Source organism: Anabaena sp. PCC 7108, assembly GCF_000332135.1.
Classification (GTDB): domain Bacteria; phylum Cyanobacteriota; class Cyanobacteriia; order Cyanobacteriales; family Nostocaceae; genus Anabaena.
Genome location: NZ_KB235896.1, coordinates 1,148,379 through 1,173,866 on the forward strand (window position 1 = coordinate 1,148,379; position 25,488 = coordinate 1,173,866).

At 38.5% G+C, this 25,488-nt stretch carries 17 protein-coding genes and 1 pseudogene; 5 read left to right on the forward strand and 13 right to left on the reverse strand.

The annotated features are described in order from the left end of the window. Positions 1-60: 60 nt before the first annotated feature. From ANA7108_RS0105990 to ANA7108_RS0106000, 3 genes are all read right to left on the reverse strand, one after another. Complete coding sequence (locus ANA7108_RS0105990) at positions 61-930, reverse strand: metal ABC transporter permease (RefSeq protein ID WP_016949863.1); 870 nt, start codon at positions 928-930, stop codon at positions 61-63. A 292-nt stretch (positions 931-1,222) separates the two neighbouring features. Beyond that, positions 1,223-1,975, reverse strand: coding sequence for a metal ABC transporter ATP-binding protein (locus ANA7108_RS0105995; protein WP_016949864.1), 753 nt, complete (start codon positions 1,973-1,975; stop codon positions 1,223-1,225). A 129-nt stretch (positions 1,976-2,104) separates the two neighbouring features. Then, positions 2,105-3,097 carry a metal ABC transporter substrate-binding protein gene (locus ANA7108_RS0106000; RefSeq protein ID WP_026104007.1) on the reverse strand — a complete coding sequence of 331 codons (993 nt, stop codon included), beginning with the start codon at positions 3,095-3,097 and terminating at the stop codon, positions 2,105-2,107. A 309-nt stretch (positions 3,098-3,406) separates the two neighbouring features. On the opposite strand from ANA7108_RS0106000, the gene ANA7108_RS0106005 reads away from it, so the two are divergent. Continuing rightward, on the forward strand, positions 3,407-4,993 hold the full coding sequence (locus tag ANA7108_RS0106005) for an iron uptake porin (protein ID WP_016949867.1): 1,587 nt from the start codon (positions 3,407-3,409) through the stop codon (positions 4,991-4,993). Positions 4,994-5,447: 454 nt separating this feature from the next. On the opposite strand, the gene ANA7108_RS0106015 is transcribed toward ANA7108_RS0106005, so the two are convergent. The 8 genes from ANA7108_RS0106015 to ANA7108_RS0106055 form a co-directional block, all read right to left on the reverse strand. Then, complete coding sequence (locus ANA7108_RS0106015; RefSeq protein WP_016949869.1) at positions 5,448-7,175, reverse strand: NFACT family protein; 1,728 nt, start codon at positions 7,173-7,175, stop codon at positions 5,448-5,450. A 447-nt stretch (positions 7,176-7,622) separates the two neighbouring features. Continuing rightward, entirely contained in the window at positions 7,623-8,408 is a 786-nt protein-coding gene (locus ANA7108_RS0106025; RefSeq protein WP_016949871.1) for a choice-of-anchor W domain-containing protein, read from the reverse strand. A gap of 261 nt (positions 8,409-8,669) precedes the next feature. Beyond that, positions 8,670-8,942, reverse strand: coding sequence for a hypothetical protein (locus tag ANA7108_RS0106030; protein ID WP_016949872.1), 273 nt, complete (start codon positions 8,940-8,942; stop codon positions 8,670-8,672). A gap of 29 nt (positions 8,943-8,971) precedes the next feature. After that, entirely contained in the window at positions 8,972-10,240 is a 1,269-nt protein-coding gene (locus ANA7108_RS0106035; RefSeq protein ID WP_016949873.1) for a glycosyltransferase family 1 protein, read from the reverse strand. A gap of 946 nt (positions 10,241-11,186) precedes the next feature. Continuing rightward, the gene (locus tag ANA7108_RS0106040) at positions 11,187-11,681 is read right to left on the reverse strand and encodes an RNA-binding protein (RefSeq protein ID WP_016949874.1); all 495 of its coding nucleotides are present in this window, start codon (positions 11,679-11,681) and stop codon (positions 11,187-11,189) included. Between the two features lie 598 nt (positions 11,682-12,279). Further along, entirely contained in the window at positions 12,280-14,469 is a 2,190-nt protein-coding gene (locus ANA7108_RS0106045) for a M48 family metalloprotease (protein WP_016949875.1), read from the reverse strand. Positions 14,470-14,702: 233 nt separating this feature from the next. Further along, a complete protein-coding gene (gene prfC / locus ANA7108_RS0106050) occupies positions 14,703-16,328 on the reverse strand; it encodes a peptide chain release factor 3 (protein ID WP_016949876.1) in 1,626 nt (541 codons plus the stop codon). 646 nt (positions 16,329-16,974) lie between these two features. Then, positions 16,975-18,339 (reverse strand): serine/threonine-protein kinase, encoded by a 1,365-nt coding sequence (locus tag ANA7108_RS0106055; protein ID WP_016949877.1) that lies wholly within the window; start codon positions 18,337-18,339, stop codon positions 16,975-16,977. Between the two features lie 181 nt (positions 18,340-18,520). Here ANA7108_RS0106055 and ANA7108_RS0106060 point away from each other — a divergent pair, with 181 nt between their 5' ends. Together ANA7108_RS0106060 and hemB are read left to right on the forward strand one after the other, a co-directional pair. Continuing rightward, complete coding sequence (locus ANA7108_RS0106060) at positions 18,521-18,880, forward strand: DUF4870 domain-containing protein (protein WP_016949878.1); 360 nt, start codon at positions 18,521-18,523, stop codon at positions 18,878-18,880. Between the two features lie 269 nt (positions 18,881-19,149). Beyond that, the gene (hemB, locus tag ANA7108_RS0106065; RefSeq protein WP_016949879.1) at positions 19,150-20,127 is read left to right on the forward strand and encodes a porphobilinogen synthase; all 978 of its coding nucleotides are present in this window, start codon (positions 19,150-19,152) and stop codon (positions 20,125-20,127) included. A 311-nt stretch (positions 20,128-20,438) separates the two neighbouring features. Here hemB and ANA7108_RS0106070 read toward each other — a convergent pair whose 3' ends face one another. Next, a complete protein-coding gene (locus ANA7108_RS0106070; protein ID WP_016949880.1) occupies positions 20,439-21,701 on the reverse strand; it encodes a proton extrusion protein PcxA in 1,263 nt (420 codons plus the stop codon). A gap of 522 nt (positions 21,702-22,223) precedes the next feature. Between ANA7108_RS0106070 and ANA7108_RS0106075 the strand changes: the two genes are divergently transcribed. Further along, positions 22,224-24,266, forward strand: coding sequence for a tetratricopeptide repeat protein (locus tag ANA7108_RS0106075; RefSeq protein WP_016949881.1), 2,043 nt, complete (start codon positions 22,224-22,226; stop codon positions 24,264-24,266). A 127-nt stretch (positions 24,267-24,393) separates the two neighbouring features. Here ANA7108_RS0106075 and ANA7108_RS30845 read toward each other — a convergent pair. Continuing rightward, a pseudogene (locus tag ANA7108_RS30845) lies at positions 24,394-24,552 on the reverse strand (nucleotidyltransferase family protein); the annotation flags it as partial. A 79-nt stretch (positions 24,553-24,631) separates the two neighbouring features. Between ANA7108_RS30845 and ANA7108_RS0106080 the strand changes: the two are divergent. Continuing rightward, entirely contained in the window at positions 24,632-25,474 is an 843-nt protein-coding gene (locus ANA7108_RS0106080) for a lysophospholipid acyltransferase family protein (protein ID WP_016949882.1), read from the forward strand. The last annotated feature ends 14 nt before the right edge of the window (positions 25,475-25,488 follow it).

Below are 25,488 nucleotides of genomic sequence, written 5' to 3' on the forward strand. Positions count from 1 at the left end.
CACGATTACTTAATTTAGCAAAGGAAGAAAGATTTGTCAAGTAGCTTACAGAAGAAACTTTTATGCTGCCTTGATCCCTAACTTTACCCAAGTGAAAACGAGGAGGAAGATGAGGAACTGTACCAGAACAATACTAGGTCCAGAAGCCAAGTTAAACATCCCTGAAACCATTATTCCTCCAATACTACTGCTAGAACCGACCAGCACCGACAGAATGAGAAAGCGGCTAAAATGGTGACTCATCAGTTTAGCAGTGGCAGCGGGAATCACTAAAAAGGCATTCACAAGTAAAACGCCAACAGCTTTAATAGCTACAGCAACGGCTAAAGACAGCAAAACAACAAACCCATAACGGTACAATTGTACCGGAACGCCTTGTACTTGGGCAACATCAGGATTAAGAGTTAACAAAATTTGCGATCGCAGAGTTGATAATAAAAAAATGCTGCTACCGACAAGTATCACCAGCGTCAAAATTAAATCGGTGATATCAATCGCGAGAATATCGCCAAACAGTACAGCCATCAAATTGCCACGATATCCTTTAATCATACTGGTGAGGATGACACCTATTGCTAATGCTCCTGATAAAACTATACTGAGAACGCTATCACTACCTAAATCTGTTTTGTCAATTAAGTAGAGAACAACAATCCCGAAAATCAAGGTAAAAGGTAACAACATCCAAGTAGGATTTGTGTTTAATAATACCCCTAATGCTACGCCTACTAAGGCTGCATGACCAACAGCATGGCTGAAAAATGACAACTGGCGCAAAGTCACAAAACTGCCCAATAAACCGCCTAGTATTCCCATTAATACAGCACCAATAATGGCACGTTGCATGAAAGGGAATTGTAATAAATCCACTAATTCTTGATTATTAGCAATAACTAACAAGTTGTGTGGATGTAAAATCAATAGATGCATATTTTAGTTTTTTTCTCTACATAAATTGATTTAACCACAACTCATGATTCAGTCTTTGTCTGACTGTTACTGAACTGTTAAAATTTAGAATGTTGAATTTATGACTTACGCACTATACAAATGAAACATGATCTGTATCAACCCAAATTAGTTATTTCCGTCCGGCATATTTAGTAGGGTGCGTCAGATGGCAAAATTTTGTTAATTATGGGAAAATCATCGGATCTGACGCACCATAAAATCCACAATTAATATTTGATTAACTTTGTTAATGCGTAAGTTCTAGAATTGTTTAGTGATTGTGTTGGTAACGGCTAAAACCAGGTCCATAAGTTGCTAAAAGATTTTGTGGTGAAAGGGCAATTTCTGGTTTACCAGTACAGACAAGGGTTTGATTAAGACAAAGAACGCTATCGCAATGACGGCTGACCATATCAATATCATGGGAAACCTGTAAAATTGTCCAGCCCTCTTCTCTTTTTAATTCATTTAGTAAAACATAAAAATCAGCCGCACCTTGCACATCTACCCCAGCAAAAGCTTCATCAAGTACCAAAAATTTGCGTGGAGTTACTAAACAATAAGCCAACAAAACCCGCTTGAGTTGACCACCACTAAGAGTTCCAATTGCTTGATTTCTCAGATGATATGCGTCAGTTCGCTGTAAAGCTGCGGTTATAGCTGCTGATTTTTGTCTGTGATTTTGCCAAAACGATAAATGTTTTCTTTCACCTATTCCTAGTCCCACCAATTCACTAACAGAAATCGGAAAACTACGATCAAAAATAAAGTTTTGTGGCATATAGCCTAACAGGTGATGTAAACTCCCCAATCTAGATATTGGACGACCAAATATTTCAATTGTACCAGCATTTCTGGGAATTAAATCTAAAATAGCTTTTACCAAGGTACTCTTACCTGCACCATTCGGTCCAACTATAGCTGTGTCTGTTCCTGCTAACAATTCAAAAGAAACATCGCGTACAGCCAAATAACTGCTTTGATAGACAGTTAATCCCTCTACTTTTAATATTGGTAATGTCATTATTTTTTCGTCGTCATTCAAAAGTTTATTTTTTTACGTTTTTTAAATTACTAATTAGCCAAGGATTAATAATTCCACATCAACAGACTAATAAAAATTAAGAGTTTAGTAGCCTGAATTTGTAAAGAATTATTTACAAGCTGTTGCTAAAGTCTGTAAATTGGATTTCATTGCTTTAAAATAATACTGTGGATTTGTCTCACCAGTTTCTAAAGAATCCAGGGTTCGCAAAGTTAAATTTAAGTCTTTAGCAAGGCTGGTAAATAGTTTATTATCTACCCCTGGTTCACTAAATAAAGCTTTTACTTTGTATTTTTTTACAGCATTAACAACTTTTTGTATATCTGTGGGTGAAAGTTGATCTTCTGGAATTTCTACAACAGCTAATTGTTTGAGTTTATAGCGTTTAGCTATGTAAGGAAAGGCATCATGAAAGGTAATAAAGGTGCAATTTGGAGTCTGCTGTAAAGTCTGTTGAAATTCATTATTTAAATTCTCTAATTCTTGGATATATGCTGCCGCATTGGCTTCATAAGTTGGTTTATTCACAGCATCAACAGCAATTAATCCATCTCGAATATTTACTACTTGCTGTTTCGCTAAAACGGGATCTAGCCAAACATGAGGATTTCCATCTCCATGTTCGTGGTTGTGATCTTTTTCTTCCTTTGCTATTTCCTCTATGGGAGAAATTTCCTTGATAGGCTTAATACCCTTGCTGGCATCAATTTCAACTAATTTGGTGTTTTGGGCATTTTTGATGGTATCGTCCAGAAATTCTTCTAACCCCAGCCCATTTTTTACTAATACATTCGCTGTTGCGATCGCTTTCACATTAGCCGGTGTAGCCTGATATTCATGTATCTCCGTACCGGGCTGGACTAAAATTTCTACATCTGCGGCATCTCCCGCTACTGCCTTAGTAAATAAATACACTGGTAAAAATGTTGTGACTACTTGAGTTTTTCCTGGCTTTGCTGGTTCTGATTGTTCTGTGGTTGTCTGTGTCACCTCTTTTGTCTCGGTACAGCCAGAAACCATTGATAAAATTAGCAACGCCATAAAAGACAATATTCTACCTCTAAGTCTGCCTGTTCTCCTGCTGACATAAGTCTTCATCATCATGTTTCCTTTCCTTCAGAATACTGTACTTAATTTTCATTATTATAATATAATCATTATCATTATCATATTTTTTGACGAAAATATCTGGTATTTTACGGAAAATATACTGGTATTCAGTCACGACAGATGATTTGGTTGAGAGGATGCTGCTTTATAGTGGCTTTCCTCATTCATGAAGATTTCTTGACTTTTTTAGTTACAAAAAATGCTACTTACTGCTAGTATGTTGAGATCAGTTTTTAATAATCTCTCATTTCGTACAAGCACATAATGTGCGGAATGTTAGTAAATAGGTGTGAGTAAAAAATGCAAAAATCATGGAAGTACTTGCTGGCTAGTCCAGTAGTTAGCGGCGCAACACTGTTAATGAGTGTGTCTGCATGGGCTGGGGAAGCACCAGCAACAATAGAGGCTAGTGAAACACTTGTAAATAAACAAGTTGAGAATAATTATGAACAAGATAATGTAATCTCACAAGTTACATCAGTGTCTCAATTGTCCGACGTGCAACCTACAGATTGGGCATTCCAAGCTTTACAATCTTTAGTAGAACGTTATGGTTGTATTGCTGGATATCCTAACGGTACTTATCGTGGTAATCGTGCCATGACGAGGTATGAGTTTGCAGCTGGTTTGAATGCTTGTTTAGATCGGGTAAATGAACTAATTGCTACCGCAACTGCCGACTCGTTGACAAAACAAGATTTAGCAACATTACAAAAACTGCGAGAAGATTTTTCCACAGAACTAGCTACCTTGCGAGGACGCGTAGATGCGCTGGAAGCAAGGGCTTCTGAATTAGAAGCTAATCAATTTTCTACTACCACCAAATTGCAAGGACAAGTTGTCGCAGTTGTCAGTGATGTTTTGTCTGGTGATAAGGTTAACGGAGCATCAATTACAGACAAAAATACTACCCTTGGGGCGCGGGCGCGTGTCGAATTTGTAACTAGTTTTACAGGTCAAGATACTCTGTTTACTAGAATTCAGAGTAATAATATCAACACTCCTGATATCGGTACACCAGAGGGAAACTTGTTTTTTGCTGGTGTTGATGGCACTAACAACGCTTTCCTAGATGCACTGTGGTACAAATTCCCTCTAGGAAAAAACACACAGGTAATCGCTATTGCTAATGCTGGTGCAGCAGATGATGTTACCAATACAGTCAATTTATTTGATGGTGATGGTGGATTTGGTGCTTTGTCCAGCTTTGGTACACGCAACCCGATTTATGCTCAAATTAGTGGTGCTGGTTTGGGAGTCAATCACCAGTTCGGTAAAAATTTGACATTAAGTCTAGCGTATTTAGCAGGTTCAGCTAATGACCCCAGTGCTAAAAATGGTTTGTTTGATGGTCCTTATGGTGCTTTGGCTCAGTTGACAGTTAAACCAAGCGATCGCATTTCCCTGGGTCTAACTTATATCAATTCCTACAAACAGCCATTATTCACAGGTAGTAATGCAGCCACATTTGATATCACCAGTGAAGCATTTTCTAGTAATTCTTACGGTGTTCAAGCATCAGTTGGCATCAGTGATAAATTTGTCCTAGGTGGTTGGGCTGGATATACCAACAGCAAAGTCTTGACAGGTACAAAGGGAGATGTTGACATTTGGAACTATGCTGTTACTCTTGGGTTCCCTGACTTGGGCAAAAAAGGTAACTTAGCTGGTGTTATCCTCGGTATGGAACCGAAAGTTACAAGTTCCAGTTTTGGTGGAGTAGCTGAAGATAAAGATACCTCATATCACATTGAGGCATTTTATCAATACAAAGTTAGCGACAATATCACCATTACCCCAGGTGTGATTTGGTTAACAGCCGCAGATCATAACGATAATAATGATGGTGTAGTCATTGGTGCTTTGAGAACCACCTTCAGTTTCTAAATTTCCAAATTACCATTTAACAAAAAGACCAGTCTTCCCACAGACTGGTCTAAAAAACGTTGTTCGCGTTGTCTTCTCAAGAGAGTCAAAACCAAATTGCGCGTTCCCAAAATTTAACGGGCAACTTTTCTTAACAAGATTGTAACAGCCAGTACACTTTTTTCGTAAAAATATCTTAAAAAATATCTATCTGCAGGTCAGTAGCATTTATTTCTGGGGGGAGATGGGGAGATGGGGAGACGCGGAGATGGGGAGACGCGGAGATGAGGACGCGGAGATGGGGGGACGCGGAGATGGGGGGACGCGGAGATGAGGACGCGGAGATGGGGGGACGCGGTGAGAAAGAGATGGGGAGATGGGGAGACGGGGTGAGAAAGAGAATTTTTTTTGATCAGCAATTAACCGGACTTGATATGACAGATGAGAGGTAACTCTTCTAATTACGAATTACGAATTACGAATTACGAATTATTTGCGGTTGTCCCCAAATGATGGTTTCTTGTTTATAAATTACAAGTCCTGGTTTAGTGCCTTTGGGTTTGTAGACGTGCTTGGGTTGGGTGTAAACTACTGGTACTTGGTCACTTTGACGGGCGCGACTGAAGTAAGCTGCAAGATTAGCAGTAAATTGTAAATCGGCTTCTTCCGGGACTTTACCAGGTTCCAGACGCAATAAAACATGACTACCAGGAATTTCTTGGGCGTGAAACCACAGATCATAATCTCCGGCTACACGAAATGTCAGTTGGTCATTTTGGTTATTATTGCGACCGATTAAGACTTCAAAACCGCTAGGAGTGCGGTAACGATGAAAATTAGTGCTGGGAGAGTCGGTAGTACTGCGGCTGCGATATTCCAGGGCTTCCAGATATTTTTGTCCAATTAGTTCATCACGAATTTCTTCTAAAGCTTGTAAATCTGCTGCTGTTTGGTAGTTGTCGAGTTGGGAAATTGCGGCTTCTACTTGTTCCAAATAGTCAATTTCGGCTTGGACTTCTAATAATAACGGTTCCACAGCAGCACGAGCGCGTTTGAGTTTTTGGTGCTGTTTATAAAGCTTCTGGGCGTTTTGGACGGCGTTTTTATCTGGAAGAAGTGCGATCGCAGTTGGTCTACCAGTTTCAAAATCTGCCAGGATAATTTCTTTCATCCCTGGTTCCCAGTTTTGCAGATACGCCATTAATAAATCAGCTTTTTGTCGATAATCTTCAGCCTGATCTGACTGCTGCAATTTCTCACTAAACGTTTGGGCTTTGGTGCGTAATTTGCCGAGAATATTATTCAGTTTCTGAATCAACTGATGGCGTAGTTGAGAAAATAACTGTTTATTTAACTCATCGCTGTAATATTTATTCAGTAACTCTTGGATATTTTTAACTGGTGCGACAACACCCCAACCCATGACAGTATAACCAGTTGCTGTCCAACCTGGTTGGAATTTACCAGATTCTAGCGCTTTTAACCATTCTTGCCAATGTGCAAATAGCCGCTGCCAATCATCAGTATTTAGTGTATCTGTGGTTTTTTCTGGTGCTATATCCGCTGCCAACAACATTGTATCTAGCAAAGCTGCACTCAAACCACGATAATTTTTGAGTAGTTGCCGTTTAATAGCGCCTGGTACTAAACTAACTCGTTCTTGCCAACGTGCTTGGGATTCGCTCAAACTGGGGATAGGACCAGTCTGCTTGGGTGGTATTTCATAAGGTTGTCCGGTTTGGATAGGACGAACGCTGGATTGTTGCTGACTAACTTGATGAGCAGCGGTGATAATAAAATTGTCGGCATCGGTGAGAATGGCGTTACTATATTTGCCCATCACTTCTACATACAAGTGATAGAGGGCGCTTTCACCGGGACGACGAGCAAATTGTAAATCAATGACACGTTCCCAAGGTGCGATCGCTTCAATTGCTACTAAGGCTAAACCACCCAATTGATGGATTAATTGCTGACTGAAGGTGAAAGTATCTGGTATGCGTGGTGGTGGTTCACCAATACAAATGCGGGTAGCTTGGGGATGCCAAGATACTTCTAGCCAAACCCGTTGTTTTAGGGTACGTAAGGCTATGGCAATAGTATAGCGATCGCGCTGGTAAACCTGCTCTATCCGCGAAGGTAGCCAGTCAGCCCGTAGTTCGCTACAAGCCGCAGTGAGGGTAGTAAAATCAACTGGTTGCAAAACGATTAGTCACAATAGGGGAGTTTTTCCATCAAGAAGCCAACAGCCAAAAACAAAACCGTTAAATACTCCGATTTCCTTCAGAATCATTCTAACGGTTAATATTGTGACGTACTCCACACACTCCCTTTCAGGTAAGTGTGGGCTTCTCAGTGACTCTTCTATGAAGACATTAACTGAGCTTTAAGACCGTGCGCCCCACGGTTCTTCGGTTTTGAGATTTGTTTTTTTGTTTTGTAGGCTGCATTTGGAGCATTTAATTGGACTACACCTACGCTCTCATAATAACATAAAATCAATATTTTGTACTCGCAGGGCGAGAAGCAAGCTACGTTTCGTCGCTGTAGCCTTAGAAAGTTTTCGCTACGCTCAAATACAATTTGTGCTACGCAACTCAACTCACGCGCATTCATCTCATCAGTAGGTGAGAGGCTTCTGCTTATTAAGCTAAACAGCTACTTTCTTTTTTTTACTCACAGCCGCGCCTATAGTAGCCGCCAAGAATATACCACCTAACATCCCAGGTTCTGGAACAGATTCTGATTGTGGTGAAGTTCCGACTTTAATTTGAAAAGCCAAGTTAGAACGAGATGGTGCAGCACCTACCCAACTTAATGCTGTTTTCCCAGTTAAAGTAAATGGTGAGGAAATATTACTCAAACCCAAGTAATCTACATCTTTACTGGTTGATGTACTCGCAGAAGCTAGACTACCAACAGATGTACCGTTGAATACTAAGTCAGTCAAAGAGACCGCATTTTGCAAATTACTAGTATTACCTTTATTAGCAAACGTGCGTAAATAAATCTGGTTAACAGGTCCGCTAAATTCTTGAGAGGTTAATGATATGGTTTGGTTCCCATCAAGAACTTTATAAGTTACCTTACTTCCATCGTATTCCAAGCTAAAATCCCATAGCTTCCCATTACCCCAGGTAAAATTACCTTGAGCTACAGGTGCGCCACCAATAGCTACATCTTTGTTGATACCTAATTCTCGCTCTCCATTTCCACCAGTACCATTATTCCCGATTCTTCCTTCAGCAACAAATAATTCTTTAAAATCCCCGTTGTTAAGCAAGAGATTAAAATCTGCATCATCAAACCCTGGGGTAGCATCTTGAGATGTTAAAGGCGTAAATGTCACTGCTTTTGCTTGATTTGGAGCGAGTCCTAACCCCAATGTTACCAATCCCAAAACCAGAAGAGGTTTATATTTATGTATAGATAGCATAGTTTTACGTAGTATTACTTAAATGATTAATTGCTCTACTAAATAAAATATTAGCAAGTTAAAACCTATGTTTTACGAGCTTTAAATAAACATTACCTGCTTTTCATCGAAATTTTATAATGTATAAATTATTGCGCTTATTTCTCTTTAGCACTGTTGTTATCTTCAGGTCTTTCACGTCATAAAAAGACGCAAAACCCAGAAATTGTGTTGAATTTCTGGGTTTAATCTAGTAAAAATTTCCGGCTTTTAGTTAATAGCTCATTGCCAGGGTGAAGGGATAGCTGTGGTTGAAATCACTGTTTCTGCCATCAGTCTTAAAGCTGTTCTACCACAACTGGGGCATTGAATTTCTAGGAACTGTGAAGATGATACGTCTACTTCACTCAACAGACCTTGTTTACAATGCCAACACTCAAAAATTACTCGACTAACTGGTTGGTTACAATCTAATATCTTGATATGTTGAGAAGTCGTTGCTTCAGTTTCTGGTTTTCTGGGCTTAGGAAATTTTTTGAGTTCTTGAACTTCCATCGTTTTACCTGTCTAACTCTCTTTTGAATTTACCCTAATGTAACTAATGCGGGTTCTTTCACTGGTTGCAAGAGTTGGGTGTACAACTCATCTAGCTGCATAGCTACACCATCCCAGCTAAACTTGCTCATAACCCGTCTATTACCAGCTTGACCTAGTTGTGTTCGCCATTCTGGATTGCTGAGAATACGGTCAATGGCGTTACTAAAAGCTGCGACATCTTGGGGTGGTACTAATAAACCAGTATTTTCATTAACGACGGTAAATTGAAGTCCTCCCACATCGCTGGCTATGACGGGTGTGCCACTGGCCATCGCTTCAACTGCTACTAATCCAAAGGGTTCGTAATGACTAGGAACAACGCACACATCAGCCGCAGCATAGTAATTTGGGAGGATTTCTGGACTGAGACGACCGGCGAAAACAGTACATTCACTCATCCCCAATTCGTTGACAATGCCCTCAATGCGATCGCGTTCTCTACCATCACTATTACCTGGAGTGCTGCCACCACCAATAATTAGTTTCAGGTCTTTTGATCCATAAAACTGAGACTGACGCACTGCCCGTACCAAGGTTTCTATGCCTTTGCGGGGGTCAAAACGACCTACATACAATATAACTTTGCTTTCAGGGTCAATACCTAATGCGGCTCTACCTGCTTCTCTTTTTACTGAACCAAAATGCCGAATATCTGTACCGCAGGGAATAATGTCAACGTCTCCTTTTTGGGAAACGAGCGATCGCATATGTTGTTTTTCTTGCGGACTTGTGGCCACAATTCTTTCCGCTGTTTCTAAAACTTCTTTTTCTACTGCTAGGCGTTGACTAGCAACCAGAGGAATACTTTCTATAGCGTTGTATTTGACTATTCCTAAAGAGTGATATGTATGAACCTGTTTACTTCCTTGAATTTGCTTCAACTGCAATCCTACCCAGCTAGATAGCCAGTAATTAGTATGAACCAACTCATATTTAATGCCATTTTCTTTTTGAAACTCAAGTAACTGTCCCACAAATTCGGGCAAGTATTTAAAACCATTATCCCGTGGGACAAATTCCACCGGACCCGCTGTTAAACGAATAGTTCGACAGTGCGAGTTATGTTGAACAATCGTTTCTTGGTCAGCACTCACTCTGCGGCTAAACATATCAACTTTCCATCCTAGCTGGGATAGTGCTTCACCCACTTGGCGTACGTAAACATTCTGTCCTCCAGCCTCCTCTTTCCCAATTTCAATCGCCGGATCACCATGGACTGAAATCAAGGCAATGCGTTTGTTAGTGGTAGAGTTCATAAGTTGTGTGTTGCTGATTGTCACAAGGTAGTATGCAGTTCCACGCTGGCGTTTATCACGCTTACCTGAAGTATTTAGGAACTTTGTTTAATACTTATTTTAAGTTAATTATGTCAAAAAATCATGATTTTACTATACCTAAAACTTCATATTTATATCTAATCCTTTCGATAGATTTAGTTCTATTTATTTTCAGATAATTCATTAATTTGCTTATTTATTTATATTAAAAATTCCATAAAAAATCCTACTGTTGCTGCTTATTAATACAACATCAACTCAATTTTAGATATTCTAATTCGACAGTTTTAACTCTTTATTCAATCAAAGCACCAATAATAAATTGAGCGGAAATTTACAGTCATTTATATAACAAAAATACGTCAAAATGAAAAAGCTTTTTTGACACAAATCTGTTTTTATTAACTGTAATAACTTATACTATTATTATGTTGTATATTTTTTTGTTAAATAAGATACGGTTTTGTAAAAATCTCATCCACTGAATCGCTAGTACTGTCTCTTTTTTATGGAAATCTAGCTTAATTTCTGATATTTTATGTTGCGTAAGCACAATAAATTTTGTGGAGTGAGCATCTCATCTGCTCTTTTGTACCTCACTCAGATAAAATTTCCTGTATAAAGTCAAATTGAGCAGTGAAAATAGCCTACTTTGGCTTTCATCACTGCTCAACAATTTTTTATTTGCACAGAGAGCAATCCCCGATTGGTGCTAATTATTTCCCTTGGAGACTAGCAGCCAAGCTAAGTTTTGTCTGAGTAGCGACTACAGATGGATGTTGAAACCAATAGAGAAGCCAACTCACTCAGATAAAATTAGTAAATTTAGCTACATTTTCTCTGATTAACAAGGGAACAATCAAAAATTAAATATCTTCAGTTAACTTTGCTGATGTTTAATTTTTAATTTCTGTTCCCTAGATGATCAGTTAGTGGTTTGTGCAGCTAACATTTGCTTCAGCTTTTCTAAATCAGCAGCCCAACGGGGGTCTGGGCGAATAGCGTCTGAATCAGCATTATTGCTGGTTGTTTCGCGTACACCGCCACCACGCCGAGACTTCTTAGCGCTTTTTTCACGACGGTTATTTTCTTTGTTGATGGTAGGTGTGGGAATGCTAGTAGCTTGACTAACAGGTTTAGGAGCTTGCTCCTCACCCTCTTCACCCTTGGTACGAGGTAATGCCTTTTCTAGTTTGATGGCGGTGTCTTTGAACAATTGACCATTATACTTTTCAATAATTTGGTCTGCTTGTTCGTCATTGTTTACCGTCAGAAAACCGAAACCACGGCACTTGCCTGTTTTACGGTCTTTGATTAACTTAGTGGTGACAGCATCGCCTTCAGCTGCAAAAACTGCTTGCAACTCTTGACGATCTATTTCTTCTTTTGGCAAATTACCTATATATAGGCGAACAGACATGAACTATACCTCCAGAGTTGAAATGAACTTATGTTGACAAAAACAATCACTTGGCTTTGGCTTTTAAATAGATGCTATTAACTAAAATCGCCATAAACCAATTTTTTTAATCCAAACTGTCAACCTATACAATACAGTTTTTTTGTTGGGATCAAGCTTATTTAAGACAAACGCGCCACCACGCTCAGTTAATAACACCTTAATTCTAAGAATTGTAAATTTAATAGCCCACCGTCCGCCACAGTAAATGAATTCTTCCTAGCTTTTATCGGCAGAGTCAAATACCATCCCTTAAGATTATCACGGTATTTTTTACGTAGCTAGTTCAGCACCTACATTTCTGCCAATAGTATTATCGCATCGTAGCATAAAATACATTTTTTTTGACAAAATTTAGAAATTGGAAACAAAAACCAGCCACCGGCTGGTTGATTTACTGCTGTGTTGGGGTATCAAAGGGGATAGGATAATACCAACAGCCAGACCAATCACCGAATTATGAAGATGAGTTATGTCAGTTGCTATTGATTTCATAAATAAATGTAACATTTTGAGAAGGATGATGCAACTTTCGTTTACATTCCTAGTAATCATTGGTTTAGATAGGTACAGACTGAGCGGTCAGCACAATGTATGCACCCCAAGCTAGGGCAGCAACTGCCAATACGGTAGACCAAATCGGATGGGGACTATTAATAGTTTTGCCAGTTTGAGTTTCTAAAGTTTGAATATCAATCCAAGGTGTTGCTCCTCGACGTAACCAACCTGTGACTATAATCTGTCTACCAATCCATTCTTGGGGGTTGATTGGCTGTCCCAGCCAAGGAATATGATTTAATTTCACTAGACCTGTGTTAGATTCAAGGGTTAGATCTTGTGCCAAAAAGTTACTTATGCCGCGACGGCCTAACAATTTACCAACAAGACGAACACTAACACTATCAATTGGTAAAACAGTGGGGTCACTTAAGAGGTTGGGTAGGTAGTAGTCAGTTTGCAAGGTTAAAGGTTTGATATCAGGAAAAAAGGCATTAATTCGCATGACTGTGCCGATGCTAAAGCCTATCATGAGGAAACCTGTGACGAAAGACCAATCATCATAGATCCACTTGAGGTTGAGCAAATGTAGGGCAAATGCTGTTTGCCAAATTATCCAAAACAGACCGGCTAAGACAAAACCGAGGGGAATTCCCAACCAAGGTGAAATTTGTAAGAGGAAGGACTGAGGCTTTACTGGACAGGACTCTTGACCAGTTAGATGTAGTTCGGTTTCTAGATGCCAATGACAAGCTATTTGGCAGAGACGTTGAATGCGATCGCCCATTAAGGGGTGGCTATTATTAATAGTAAACCATCGCCGATAGGGATTGAAGTTTTCCCACATGAAGAATGATTCAAAGGGAAGATGATTTGCCATACTTCCCAAAGACAGGCTTTGTTGATAGCTGATTGGGGCAAGGATATTGAGACTTTCCAATTGACGGCAAGTATGTTGTTGATTTTTGATATCATCAGCAACGCCAATAGCAATTTTGAGTAAAGCCCGAATTAGTCCATTGGGATTTCCTGTAATTTCAGCAGCGTTGCGATCGCTATAATAAAGCCGAAACCGGGAGTGCAGCAATGCTGTACCAGTCAGTAAACACCAAATTCCATAAAAAAGACAAGTCAAACCTGTGGCCATCCAGTTCCAGATCGGCTGTGATTCTTTGTTCCCCCATGCCGAGGCTTGCTGATATAATTCATAAAACGGTAGTGTCACCAGCAGCACCAAGGACATGACCATAAAATCCCATCTATCAATCTGCCCCAGTCCAAGGGCGTAAATAGTCGCTATTTCGTCATCAGCTAGTTGATCTAACAAACCCTGACTAACGACAATCCGGGCTGTATGAGGTAGATTGCCGTAGGTCAACATTATTGGTGCGGCCATTGGCAAAATTCGCAGTTTGACAACAGGCCAGTGTCGCTGTTGATAAGTCCGTTGAATGACACGGACTGCTTCACGACTGTGGGTGTTTAAGACTTCTTTGGACAACTGTTGTTGACCATAAAATGATGCTAGTAGCCAATCTAGCAACCAAGGAGACAGTCCGATTAAGACTAACAAACACACTAGTATAAGTGAACTAGGATCACTATATAAAAGTTGTAATGGCTTTAAATAGGGCAGTTTGTCTAAAATCAGGTTGATTAGACCCATTGAGAATCTGAGTATTGCTTGCAACACCCAAAACAGGGAGATAAATGTTCCTGCCGTCAGCAACATAGAAAGTGTTGACAGCATTAAGTTTGGCTTACGCAAAGGTTGCCATACCTTAGCGCGTCTAGCTTGCCGCCAATAAATGCTAGATGCTTCAGTTTTTCTACTTCCCCTAATACTCATGAAGCCTGTATTGGCTACGTATCTGTTATCAATATTCCTTTCTGGAATGGAATCTTGTGGCTTCTGTTGTGAGGAATTATTAACAGGGACAAATCCCGTCTCGGTGTTTTTGGCTTTTCTGTGCCGTTTCTGGCTTTTAATTAGGTGTTCGAGAGCGCGTTTTGCCCATTCTTGAACTTGCGAGTTACTACTCGATATCAGATTTTCACACAAAGCGATCGCTTTTAAGGATTCGCCTGTGCGTGCATAAGCCATCACCAACCCAACTTTGGCTTGCAGGCAAGTATTACTCTGATTCTGGCTACTAGCAATAGGTTCGAGTTGAGTGATTGCTGCGTAGTAATTTCCTTCCTTGAGGGCAACTAAACCAGCCTCCAAAGATGATTCGGGGTGTGAAGGCATACAAATTTTGGCAGGTAATTGGGAAAAAGGTAATTGGGAAAAAGGTAATTGTAAAAAAAACGCTCATCTATGACCCATAACCCATGACCGAGACAATTTTAGATTTTGGATTGTTAGTCAAAATCTGAAATCTCAAAAAGGTTTCCAGCCCCTAGTTTCAACTATGGAACAAATCGAAAATCGTCAATCCAAAATCGTCAATCCAAAATCCAAAATCGATTGACCATTCCTTGTCAAAGAACTGTGTTCTGACTAGAAAATACTGGGGCAATGGCGCTTAAGTTTAACTCTGGATGATCTCCCTCTAACTGTTGGCAATTCCATTCATTGCGGAATAACAGCACTGGTCGTCCCATGCTGTCTTTGACTGTTGTCGTGTTGAATAAACGTCCTACTTGATTCAACGCTTCCCAACCTCCTTCAACCCAACGGGCAACACTGTAGGGCAATAAATCTAATATGGTTTCCACTCCATATTCATTTTGTAGGCGAAACTGCACCACTTCAAATTGCAACTGACCGACTGCTGCTAAAATTGGATCTCGCTTGGCTTCATCAGTAGAGTACATAATTTGCACAGCACCCTCTTCCCTCAATTCGGAAACGCCTTTTTGAAACTGCTTAAATTTTGAGGGATTGGGGTTTCTCAGAGTGGCAAATAGTTCTGGCGAAAAGTAAGGAATTCCCTCATATTCAAGTTTTTGCCCTGTGTAAATTGTATCGCCAATTGCAAAAACGCCGGGATTATTTAAACCAATTACATCACCTGGATAAGCCACATCAATGGATTCCCGTTCTTGGGCAAAGAGTTTTTGTGGTCGAGATAGACGGACAACCTTGCCAGTGCGAGCATGATTCACTGTCATATCTTTTTCAAACTTACCTGTGCAGACCCGGACAAAAGCCACACGATCTCTGTGCTTGGGGTCCATGTTAGCTTGTAGTTTGAAGACAAACCCTGAAAATTCTGGATAGCTAGGGGGAACTTCACCGACACTGCTACTATGTGTACCTGGTTTGAGAGCATAGTCCAGGAAGTACTTCAAAAATAACTCGACTCCAAAGTTAGTCATGGCGCTACCAAAGAACACAGGAGTCATTTTTCCTTGATGGACTAACTCTAAATCTAAGTCTCCTCCTGCCCCTTCTAATAGCTCTAACTCGTCTTTAAGCTGATGGTAAAGGCTTTGTTCTAGTAATTCTTCAATTGAGCGATCGCCTAATTCGATGATGGTATCACGGGCTTCTTTGCTGCCGTGGGAGCTACGTTCAAAGAGATGGATTTGCTGTTGGTGGCGATCAAAAACACCTTTAAAGCGATCGCCCATTCCTATCGGCCAATTCACCGCATAAGTCTGTAATCCCAATTCTTGCTCAATCTCATCCAAAAGTTCTAAAGGTTCTCGTCCCGGACGGTCGAGTTTATTGACAAATGTAAAAATCGGAATACCTCTGAGTTTACACACTTCAAATAGTTTCCGGGTTTGAGGTTCCAATCCTTTCGCAGCATCTATCAGCATCACCGCATTATCAGCTGCTGCTAAAGTTCGATAGGTGTCTTCACTAAAATCTTGGTGTCCAGGAGTGTCTAGTAAATTAATTTGACAATTGCGGTAGACAAATTGCAATACAGTGGAAGTAATGGAAATACCCCGTTGTTGTTCCATTGCCATCCAGTCAGAAGTCGCCTTCCGCTGCGCTCTGCGTGCTTTCACTGCCCCTGCTTCGTGAATTGCACCTCCGTATAATAATAGCTTTTCAGTTAGGGTAGTTTTACCAGCATCAGGATGAGAAATAATCGCAAAATTGCGACGTAATTCCACTGCTTCTAACAATTCATTTTCAATTTCTGTGGACATGATTGTATTTTTCGTTACCTAACTTAATGTAATCTTTTTCAGGACTAGGAATCACATTTGTAAATTCTATTAATCTTCACATCTAACTTACTTAATTCCGAAATTAATCAGTGAGATAGTTGACAAATGCCCGATTTTTCATTATATTTTTATTATAGTGGGAATCTGTACGCGCATATATACTAAGAGTTAGATTTTCCCAACATCATTGATTGTCAGAATCACGATATCCAGGATTAAAGGATTTACAGGATTTTATTGAATGATTGTTTTTTGGAAGTTGGGGATTTTATTTGTCTGAATCAGGATGTCCAAGATTAAAGGATTTACAGGATATGATCATATTTAATAGTCAGATATTAGCATTTTATAAAGATACCATTTTTATAAATAGTATTCATACTTCTCAAAATCCCACATCCTACCAAAAATTATTCAACAACATCCTGGACATCCTTAAATCCTGGATATCCTGATTCTGACATTTGAGAGATTAATATAACCGAATTTTTAAATTCATCTTCTCATTTATCAACATTAATTCTCACAGAAGTCAGAAATTTTTGACCACAAAATAAAATCCTGTAAATCCTTAAATCCTGGACATCCTGATTCAGACTTAATAATTTTCTGTAACCTTTACAAACTACAATCTACAAGTCTCGACGCGAGAGAAGAAACCGACAACACGAATCAACATCCCCCCCCAAAAATCCTCCCCATACCACCCGCAAGGGAGGTGGCCTTCTGGTGCTTTCTTGTCAAAAGTAATATCTTTGTAGTACAACCAGCTTCCTCCTTTTCTCCATCCTACCTTGTCTCCGAACTTATCCCAGATGTCTAAGTCATATTCTCTCGTTCCACCTAAACCTTGATAAATTCGTTTCTGCACAGAAAAACCAAATTTACCATCACTGTATTTTACCCACAACTGGTCAATGGTGCGAAGGTCTTCACAGGGAAAATTATCAATATGTTCCTCATATAACCAACCTTCTTTTTCTCGCTTCGCAACTGCTAACATTACCTGTTTTGTTTCCTCGTCTACTTCCTTCCATTTCCCTTGTGCGAGTAAATCACGCAGTTTCCTGTAGTCCATTCCTACGGATGATTTTAGTCCCCCCTCTTCGCTTGCGGGGAGGGGGTTAGGGGGTGGGGTTCTTCTCGGTTGAACAACCAAACCCAAATTTTCCCGAAATTTCAAAACCGTCGGAGTCCGTTTTTCCGGTTCTATTTCCATACCCTGCAAAATAGCATCATTCACCCTTTGACTAATGCGAGAATTATAATGTTTTGGTTCGGGTAAAGGTTCATCATCATATTTCCGGTTTTGCGCGGGAACTGGAGTAACTTCACCCTCTTTTTTAAGTCCATCAGCAGTGAGGAGATAATATAAAGTGGCGGCTAAAGCATAAACATCTGTATAAGAACCAAAACTACCTTTGCGTCGATATTGTTCAATAGGTGCATAACCTTCTGTAAAAGAATTTGTCATGCTTTTGGTAGCAATACTGCGAGTTAAACCAAAGTCAATTAAAACCGCTTCTTGTTTATTTTGTCGCAAGAGAATGTTTTGAGGTTTAATATCGCGGTGTAACTGTGCTTTATCATGAATATATTCTAAAGCTCTACCTATTTGATCTATATATAAAAGTGCTTCTGATTCTGATAATTGTCCCTTATTCTGAGCATATTGAAATAAAGTTTCCCCATCAATATATTCCATCACCACACCAAAAAGTTGACCTTCTTGGATGACTTCATAGACTTTGAGAATATGCGGATAGTCAAAACCTTTAATTGTCAAGGCTTCGTTAATAAACTTAACCTGTTGTTCTGCAAAGTCCTCCCTGATTTGCATGGTTGAGTTCAGGGTTTTGATAGCGTATAATTTACCCGTGCTGGGTTCTAAAGCTTTGTAGGTGATACCAAAACCACCACTACCCAAGGCTTTACCTTGAATGATAAATCTACCGTTATTGATTTGTTGCCCTGGTTGCCAAATGATCATACCTTTGATAGTAGATATTGCGGAAATTAATTTAATATCTTGTAAAAATTATATCATTACAGCAATCCTATCCGATTTTCTCAAGTCCCAGACTTTTTAAAGAAGTTGTGTATTTTTTAGTCTGAAAATCGAGCCTTCTTTCTTGATATAATAAATAACCAGAACAGAATAGGAGATAAGAATGTACGACAGCGATAAACGTAAACTATTATCAGCCTTGTGTCACGGAGCTATTTTTTTCAGCACCACAATGGTATCTGTTGGTTTACCTATAGCTATATTATTTGTATCCGATGATCCTGTCGTTAAAGAAAATGCGAAAGAATCTATCAATTTCCATTTTAACGTTTGGTTTTATGGTGCAATTCTGGGAGCTTTATTTTTTCTAACTGGTTGGTTGGTTTTACCGCTAATCGTTTTGTTACCAATCGCAGGTTTAGGATATATCATCCACTGGGGACTAACAATCTGGGCGCTAATTGGTGTCTTTAGCAATCCTAATCGACCTTGCCATTATCCGTTCATTTTTCGAGTTTTTTAGAATAAGATTAGGTAGTTTGATTAATCCAAACCTTGGATTTAACAATTCGTCCAAAGTAATTGAATAAATTTTTAAGATTGTTTTTTGTAAATTTGTCCTAAGCAAATGTCAACCAGGCTGTAAAATACAAAATTGCCCCACAGGTTGATCAACAGTAGGGCAAAGACAGTTAAGCACTGTTTCTATTGTGTCTCAAAAAAGCAGGATAAAACCTGTCTTTTGTGACGCTTTCTTTTATGTCCATTGTGGTTTTTTCTTGATAAGAATTTATGTTTCCTACACATCGTCCCCGTCGTTTACGTACTCATCCTCAATTGCGTCGCATGGTACGCGAAACGGTTTTAACAACCAATGATTTGATTTATCCTTTGTTTGCTGTTCCCGGTGAAAGTGTTGCTAAAGAAGTTAAATCTATGCCTGGTGTCTACCAACTTTCGGTAGATAAAATTGTCGAAGAAGCAAAGGAAGTTTATGACTTAGGAATTCCCGCAATTATTTTATTTGGAATTCCAGCAGATAAAGACATAGATGCTACTGGTGCTTGGCATGATTGTGGTATTGTGCAAAAAGCAGCAACCGCAGTTAAAGAAGCAGTTCCTGATTTAATTGTTATGGCTGATACTTGTTTGTGTGAATATACAAGTCATGGTCATTGTGGTTATTTACAAACTGGTGATTTAACCGGAAGAGTTTTAAATGATCCAACTTTGGAATTATTGAAAAAAACCGCAGTTTCTCAAGCAAAAGCCGGTGCTGATATTATTGCACCTTCGGGAATGATGGATGGTTTTGTCCAAGCAATTCGTGAGGGTTTGGATGAAGCAGGATTTGAAGATATCCCGATTATGTCTTATGCTGCTAAATATGCTTCGGCTTATTATGGACCGTTTAGAGATGCAGCAGATTCTACACCGCAATTTGGTGATAGACGAACTTACCAAATGGACCCAGGTAATGCTCGTGAAGCGATAAAAGAAATTGAGTTGGATATTGCTGAAGGCGCTGATATGCTGATGGTGAAGCCAGCTTTGGCATATATGGATATTATCTGGCGCGTGAAGGAAGCTACTAATTTACCCGTTGCTGCTTACAATGTTTCTGGTGAGTATGCGATGGTGAAAGCTGCGGCTTTAAATGGTTGGATTGATGAACAGCGCGTTGTTATGGAAACTTTGACTGGTTTTAAACGGGCTGGTGCTGATTTGATTTTGACTTACCACGCTAAAGATGCGGCTCGGTGGTTGTAATTTAAGATATTATCTCACGCTCCAGACGCAGAGGCGCAAAGATGATTTTAAGTGTTTTGGGCGTGAGATTTTTTGTATTTTGATACTGTTTTTGCTTGTTTTGGGGCAAAAAATAGGCTAAAATTTTGGCAGTTTTTTTAAAAAAATAAATGATTTAACTAACTTTGATAAGTTTAGAAGAAGAATTTTACAAAAGAAGGGAACAGGGAACAGGGAACAAATAAAAAACTTTAGTTCTGAGTTTAAAGCTCAGTCAAAAAAAAGGATGTTTTTACTAATTTATCATATTTAGTCTGGAAGAGCCATGAAAATTACTCATCCATCTCTTTTAATGTTGCTAGTGCTGAAGGAGATAAACGACTGAGATAGCGAAAAATCCAATATTTAAATATAGTGTTTAAAATCACAGGAAATGTAGCTATAAATAGAAATATTCCACTTCTACTTGCTGGTAAACCCAAATGTTCTGCTAATCCTTCTAAAAGAATTTCCCACCCATGAGGTGAGTGGAAACCAACAAATATATCTGTAAATAAAATAATTAAAAATGCTTTAGCGCTATCACTTAAACCATAGATAATTTCATCTATTAAATATTTTAGAAAAACAATATCTTTTTTACTTAAAACAATAACAATAGCAAAAGCAACCAGTGAAACTAAATCAGCAAAAACATTACTGATAGCACCACTACTTTTATAACTAAATTCTGCTGCTATTTCCAGAGCTTTACTTTTAAGCTTCGTTTCAATTTGTTCTGGTGTGAGTTTAGGTGCTTGACGGAGAAGACTTTCAAATTTTAACTCTTTTTCAAAAGTCTTCAATTTTGCTAAAGCTTCCTCTTCCATTTCTGAATTTATAAAAATCTGTGTTTTATTTTCGACTTTAAAACTTTCAATTAGAGGAGTAAATAACAAAGATTTAGAAAAATGTTGAGTGAGTAGGGGTACTATTATTAATAGTAATAAAAATTTAATTGCCCTCCTCGTTTTATTTCTAGAAATTCGGTATTTTTTGACAAATTCTTCTTCTGCATTAGGAGCGAAATCCCTAGTAATTTTTGCAAGTGTTATACCAATTGATCTAGGAATTGCGCCTGTTTTTTGAGTTGCTGTTACAGAACCAAAAACATTTTTAGCTGGTGAATTTAATGATTTTTGTGCTTCACTAGGATTAATTGGCAGATTTTCAACAATTGATTCATATTGCGGAGTATACCTATCTATTATTTCATCAATAAATTTGAGCTTTTCTAATATACTAGAATCTGAAGTATTGATAAATGTACTTCCTAAATTAAATTCTGCTAACCTGATTTTGATGATGGTTAAATTCCTATTGAGATTTCCCTGCCAATAAGACATCACATTTTCTGTATAATTAGTTAATTCAGGAGAAATTTTTTGTCCATTAAATTGTTCTATTTCCATATTTTGGATAGCTTGAGCAGCTTCATAGGCATCTAAAATAGCTCTTTCTGGAGTATTGATAAACCATTGATTAAATAAATGCCAATATTCTGTAAATTTTCGGCGGATTAACTCAGTATTTTTAGCAAAAAAGGATAATTTCATGACAGATACTGTAAGGGTTAAATTTTATTTAACTGAATACCAAAAATTGAGGGTATGGTGATAAATTCCCATACTACGGAATAATCGTGTTATGGCAACAGACAGGGCGGTTAGGACACCAACTGATGATAAAACCTAGACACCAAAAGACTTTTTATACTGTCACCTGCTATACAAGCTATGAATCAGGAGATTTTGCTCAAGCCGGATGGCGTAATATCGAATTAAGATGAAATGAAACTGCATAGAATTAGGTTTCCAGAATAAGCAATTGCAGATGTACATAAATAAACATAGATGAGGTAGTTTGATGATTCTATGCAAATTCAGATGAACTTAGTATAAATGGATATCTGAGAAGTCATAAACTTTATTGCCATACCCCTCTGGTAAACCTCTCTTCACTTGTCATTTTTAGGATAACAGACAACTAGAGTTCGGTAATCTCACACCAATCATCTATTATAGAGGGCATATAGGCACACCGCTTCCAAAACTAATCAACGGATAGGGAAAGTTGTCATGAAGAGCAAAAACCCAATAGTCTTAGCTTTAGCTTTGAAAAGCGTGATTTTATGTTCACCCTTGCTGCTATCCACTGGCTTTATCAGTGGACAATCTGCTCTATCTGCACCAACTTCTCCGGTATTATCAAATCAGGAACGGGAAGAATTAACGCGACTGCGAGCAGAAACCAGAATTCAAAAGCAAGTACGTTCGGATTTGGATCGTGCTTTTACTCGCACAAACACTTTATTGAATGTTTGGTTAACTATCTTAAGTCTAGTTCCTGTGGCGTTGATTGCTGTCTTGTGGCTGTTACGTCGAGCAGCTATTCGGGAAATTGTTGATAGAGCAATGCAACAAATACAAGGAATAGAACAGTTACAAACTCAGCTAACTACTGTCAAGCAACAAGCAGAAAATATTATTGAAGAGGCTAATATTATAAATCAAGAATTAGTGCAAGAAGTTAAAGTTCTGAAACAAAAAATTAAAGCTGGTGAAGACAATTTAACTATTTTATTATCTGATTTACCTCAATCGAAACAAGAATTTTTATCAGTATTAGAAAGCGAAATAAACACGGTTCAGGAACATATAAAGGTTTTACAAGCTACATTAAATATTCACCTAGATGAATTTAATTCATTTGCTCAACTCCAAAGGAACATAATAACTGAAAATTTGCGTAAATTAGAATCTGATTTAGCTGATAAATTAGCAGAGTTTCAAGTAAGTGCTGAACAAGAAAAAGATGCAGTTATTAGTAATCTAGAAGCAACTCGTGCTGATTGTATATCTCAAATCCGAGGTCTATATTCAGAAACTGAACAGCATAAAGATTATACTCTTGCAAGTTTAACAAAATTACAATCAGAGTTTGCGATTCAATTATCTCAATTTCAGTTAGAGGCTGAAACTGAGAAAGATAAAATGATAGCACATTTAGGAAAATCAAATAATTTATTAAAATTACAGGTTTCTGAATTACAAAGTGATGCTCAAACTCAAAAAGATACAATGTTAGAGAGTTTAGCTAAGTTAAAAATTGAATTTACCAATCAACTTTTAGAATTACAAGTAGACGCTCAACAATATCAACAGCAAGTAATTGCCAATTTAGAAGAATCAGGTGGTGAATTGACTTCGCAATTTTCAGAATTACAAAGCGATATTCAACAACGAAAAAATCTAAGTTTTAAGAAATTAGAGAACTTAGAAAAAGAATTTATTAATCAACTTTCAGAATTAAAATTATATGCTCAACAGCAGCAAAATTCTCAGTTACAAGAATTAATAGAAATTCCATCTACATCTATTCTCGAACCAGAAAAAGTTCCCGAAGCACCTCAACCAAAAGTTGCTGTTGATGATGATATTAAAGAAGCAGATATTCTTTTTTCTGAAAAACGCTATGCAGATGCATTTGCTATTTATGAAAAAGTAGTAAAAGTCAAAAATAATGATCCTGAAATTTGGCTGAAGCATGGTATAATTTTAGGCAGACTAAACCGTTACAAAGAAGCAATATTTTCCTACAATCAAGCCATTAAAATTAAACCCGACTATCATCAAGCTTGGTGTGATATTGGTGTAGCTTGTGGAAATTTAAGCAAACACCAAGAAGCATTTAAATGTTTTGATAAAGCTATCCAAATTAAGCCTGACGATGGAGTGGCTTGGTTAAACCGTGGTTTATCTTTAGTAGAATTAGAACGTTATGAAGATGCAATTGTATCTTTTGATCAAGCGTTAAAATTTCAGCCCAATTCCCCTAAAATCTGGGATAAACGTGGTTACACTTTGGTGATGTTGGGAGAAGACGAGGAAGCAATTATCAACTTTGATAAAGCTTTAGAAATAAAGTCAGACTATGCTAGTGCTTATTACAATAAAGCAGCTTGTTATGCGCTACAAAGAGAAATTGAATTAGCTTTAGAAAATCTTCAAAAGGCTATTCAACTTAATCCCCTATTTCGGGAAGATGCTGCGAGTGATATAGATTTTGATGATATTAAAAAGGAACCAAAATTTCAAGAATTAATTAGAGAGCTAATTTGATGAAAAAATTACGTAATCTGAAGGAAATAATTCAAACTATCTTGGGCATATAAAATTATGATAATTCAATAAACCTTTAATTATTTAGACTTTCTTTTTTATCCCTCTCTTGCTTATTAACTATTTCTTAACCAGATATCAACCGCAGAAACAAACACTTTTGCAGAAATCCAGATGCTTTGTTATCCGCAGTTGGGTTGTGAGTATGGGCTGGAGTCGGTCAAATAATCCCAGCAAATAGGTCATCTAATCCATAGGGAGTGAAAAATTGCGATTTTCCTTGGCTATAGTCATAGCAGGTATCTATTATCCAACCATGACAGACCAGATTGTTTGCTCTTGAATAATCCTGATAAAATGTTTAGATGTTAAAAACACAACATCCTCAAAAAACAAAACCCGGTTGGTCTTTAGATGAGCGAGATCCAAAGTTCATCGAAACAATCATGCCCCTCTTAGGTTTTTTGTATAACTACTATTTTCGAGTTCAAACTAGTGGCTGGGAAAATATCCCAGATGAAAAAATCCTGATTGTCGGTTCCCACAACGGGGGACTTGCTTCTCCCGACACATCAATGATGATGTATGACTGGGTACGCCGATTTGGTGCTGAAAAACCAATTTACGGTTTAATGCATCCCAAAGCTTGGCAGGTTTTCCCAGCTTTAGCGGAAACAGCTATGAAGGGTGGGGCTGTTATGGCTCATCCACAAATGGCTTATCAGGCTTTACGGTCTGGAGCTAGTGTTTTAGTTTATCCTGGTGGTGCAGAAGATGTGTTCCGTCCCCATCAAATGCGGGACAAAATTTACTTTGCTGAACGACGTGGATTTATTAAGCTGGCCTTACGGGAAAATGTGCCAATTGTGCCGGCAATTTCTTGGGGGGCGCATGATACTCTATTTGTCTTGGCTGATTTGTACGAAGTTGTGGAGCAATTCCACAAGTGGGGTATGCCGTGGCTGTTTGGGGTTGATCCACTAGTCTTTCCTGTTTATCTGGGACTACCTTGGGGTTTAGCTATTGGACCTCTGCCAAATATTCCTTTGCCTGTGCCTATCCATACTAGGGTATGTCCACCAATTGTGTTTGAACGCTATGGAAAAGAAGCCGCAAGCGATCGCACTTATGTTAATGAATGCTATGAGTTAGTCAAAAGTCAGATGCAGCAGGAATTGGATAATTTAATCCAACAAGCTGGTAATTAATATAATGGGGCGGG

Bases quoted from the DNA above. Each gene is read 5' to 3' on its own strand.
- ANA7108_RS0105990 (WP_016949863.1), bottom strand. From the start codon at position 930: ATGCATCTATTGATTTTACATCCACACAACTTGTTAGTTATTGCTAAT.
- ANA7108_RS0105995 (WP_016949864.1), bottom strand. From the start codon at position 1,975: ATGACATTACCAATATTAAAAGTAGAGGGATTAACTGTCTATCAAAGC.
- ANA7108_RS0106000 (WP_026104007.1), bottom strand. From the start codon at position 3,097: ATGATGAAGACTTATGTCAGCAGGAGAACAGGCAGACTTAGAGGTAGA.
- ANA7108_RS0106005 (WP_016949867.1), top strand. From the start codon at position 3,407: ATGCAAAAATCATGGAAGTACTTGCTGGCTAGTCCAGTAGTTAGCGGC.
- ANA7108_RS0106025 (WP_016949871.1), bottom strand. From the start codon at position 8,408: ATGCTATCTATACATAAATATAAACCTCTTCTGGTTTTGGGATTGGTA.
- ANA7108_RS0106030 (WP_016949872.1), bottom strand. From the start codon at position 8,942: ATGGAAGTTCAAGAACTCAAAAAATTTCCTAAGCCCAGAAAACCAGAA.
- ANA7108_RS0106035 (WP_016949873.1), bottom strand. From the start codon at position 10,240: ATGAACTCTACCACTAACAAACGCATTGCCTTGATTTCAGTCCATGGT.
- ANA7108_RS0106040 (WP_016949874.1), bottom strand. From the start codon at position 11,681: ATGTCTGTTCGCCTATATATAGGTAATTTGCCAAAAGAAGAAATAGAT.
- ANA7108_RS0106045 (WP_016949875.1), bottom strand. From the start codon at position 14,469: ATGCCTTCACACCCCGAATCATCTTTGGAGGCTGGTTTAGTTGCCCTC.
- prfC (WP_016949876.1), bottom strand. From the start codon at position 16,328: ATGTCCACAGAAATTGAAAATGAATTGTTAGAAGCAGTGGAATTACGT.
- ANA7108_RS0106055 (WP_016949877.1), bottom strand. From the start codon at position 18,339: ATGATCATTTGGCAACCAGGGCAACAAATCAATAACGGTAGATTTATC.
- ANA7108_RS0106060 (WP_016949878.1), top strand. From the start codon at position 18,521: ATGTACGACAGCGATAAACGTAAACTATTATCAGCCTTGTGTCACGGA.
- hemB (WP_016949879.1), top strand. From the start codon at position 19,150: ATGTTTCCTACACATCGTCCCCGTCGTTTACGTACTCATCCTCAATTG.
- ANA7108_RS0106070 (WP_016949880.1), bottom strand. From the start codon at position 21,701: ATGAAATTATCCTTTTTTGCTAAAAATACTGAGTTAATCCGCCGAAAA.
- ANA7108_RS0106075 (WP_016949881.1), top strand. From the start codon at position 22,224: ATGAAGAGCAAAAACCCAATAGTCTTAGCTTTAGCTTTGAAAAGCGTG.
- ANA7108_RS0106080 (WP_016949882.1), top strand. From the start codon at position 24,632: ATGTTAAAAACACAACATCCTCAAAAAACAAAACCCGGTTGGTCTTTA.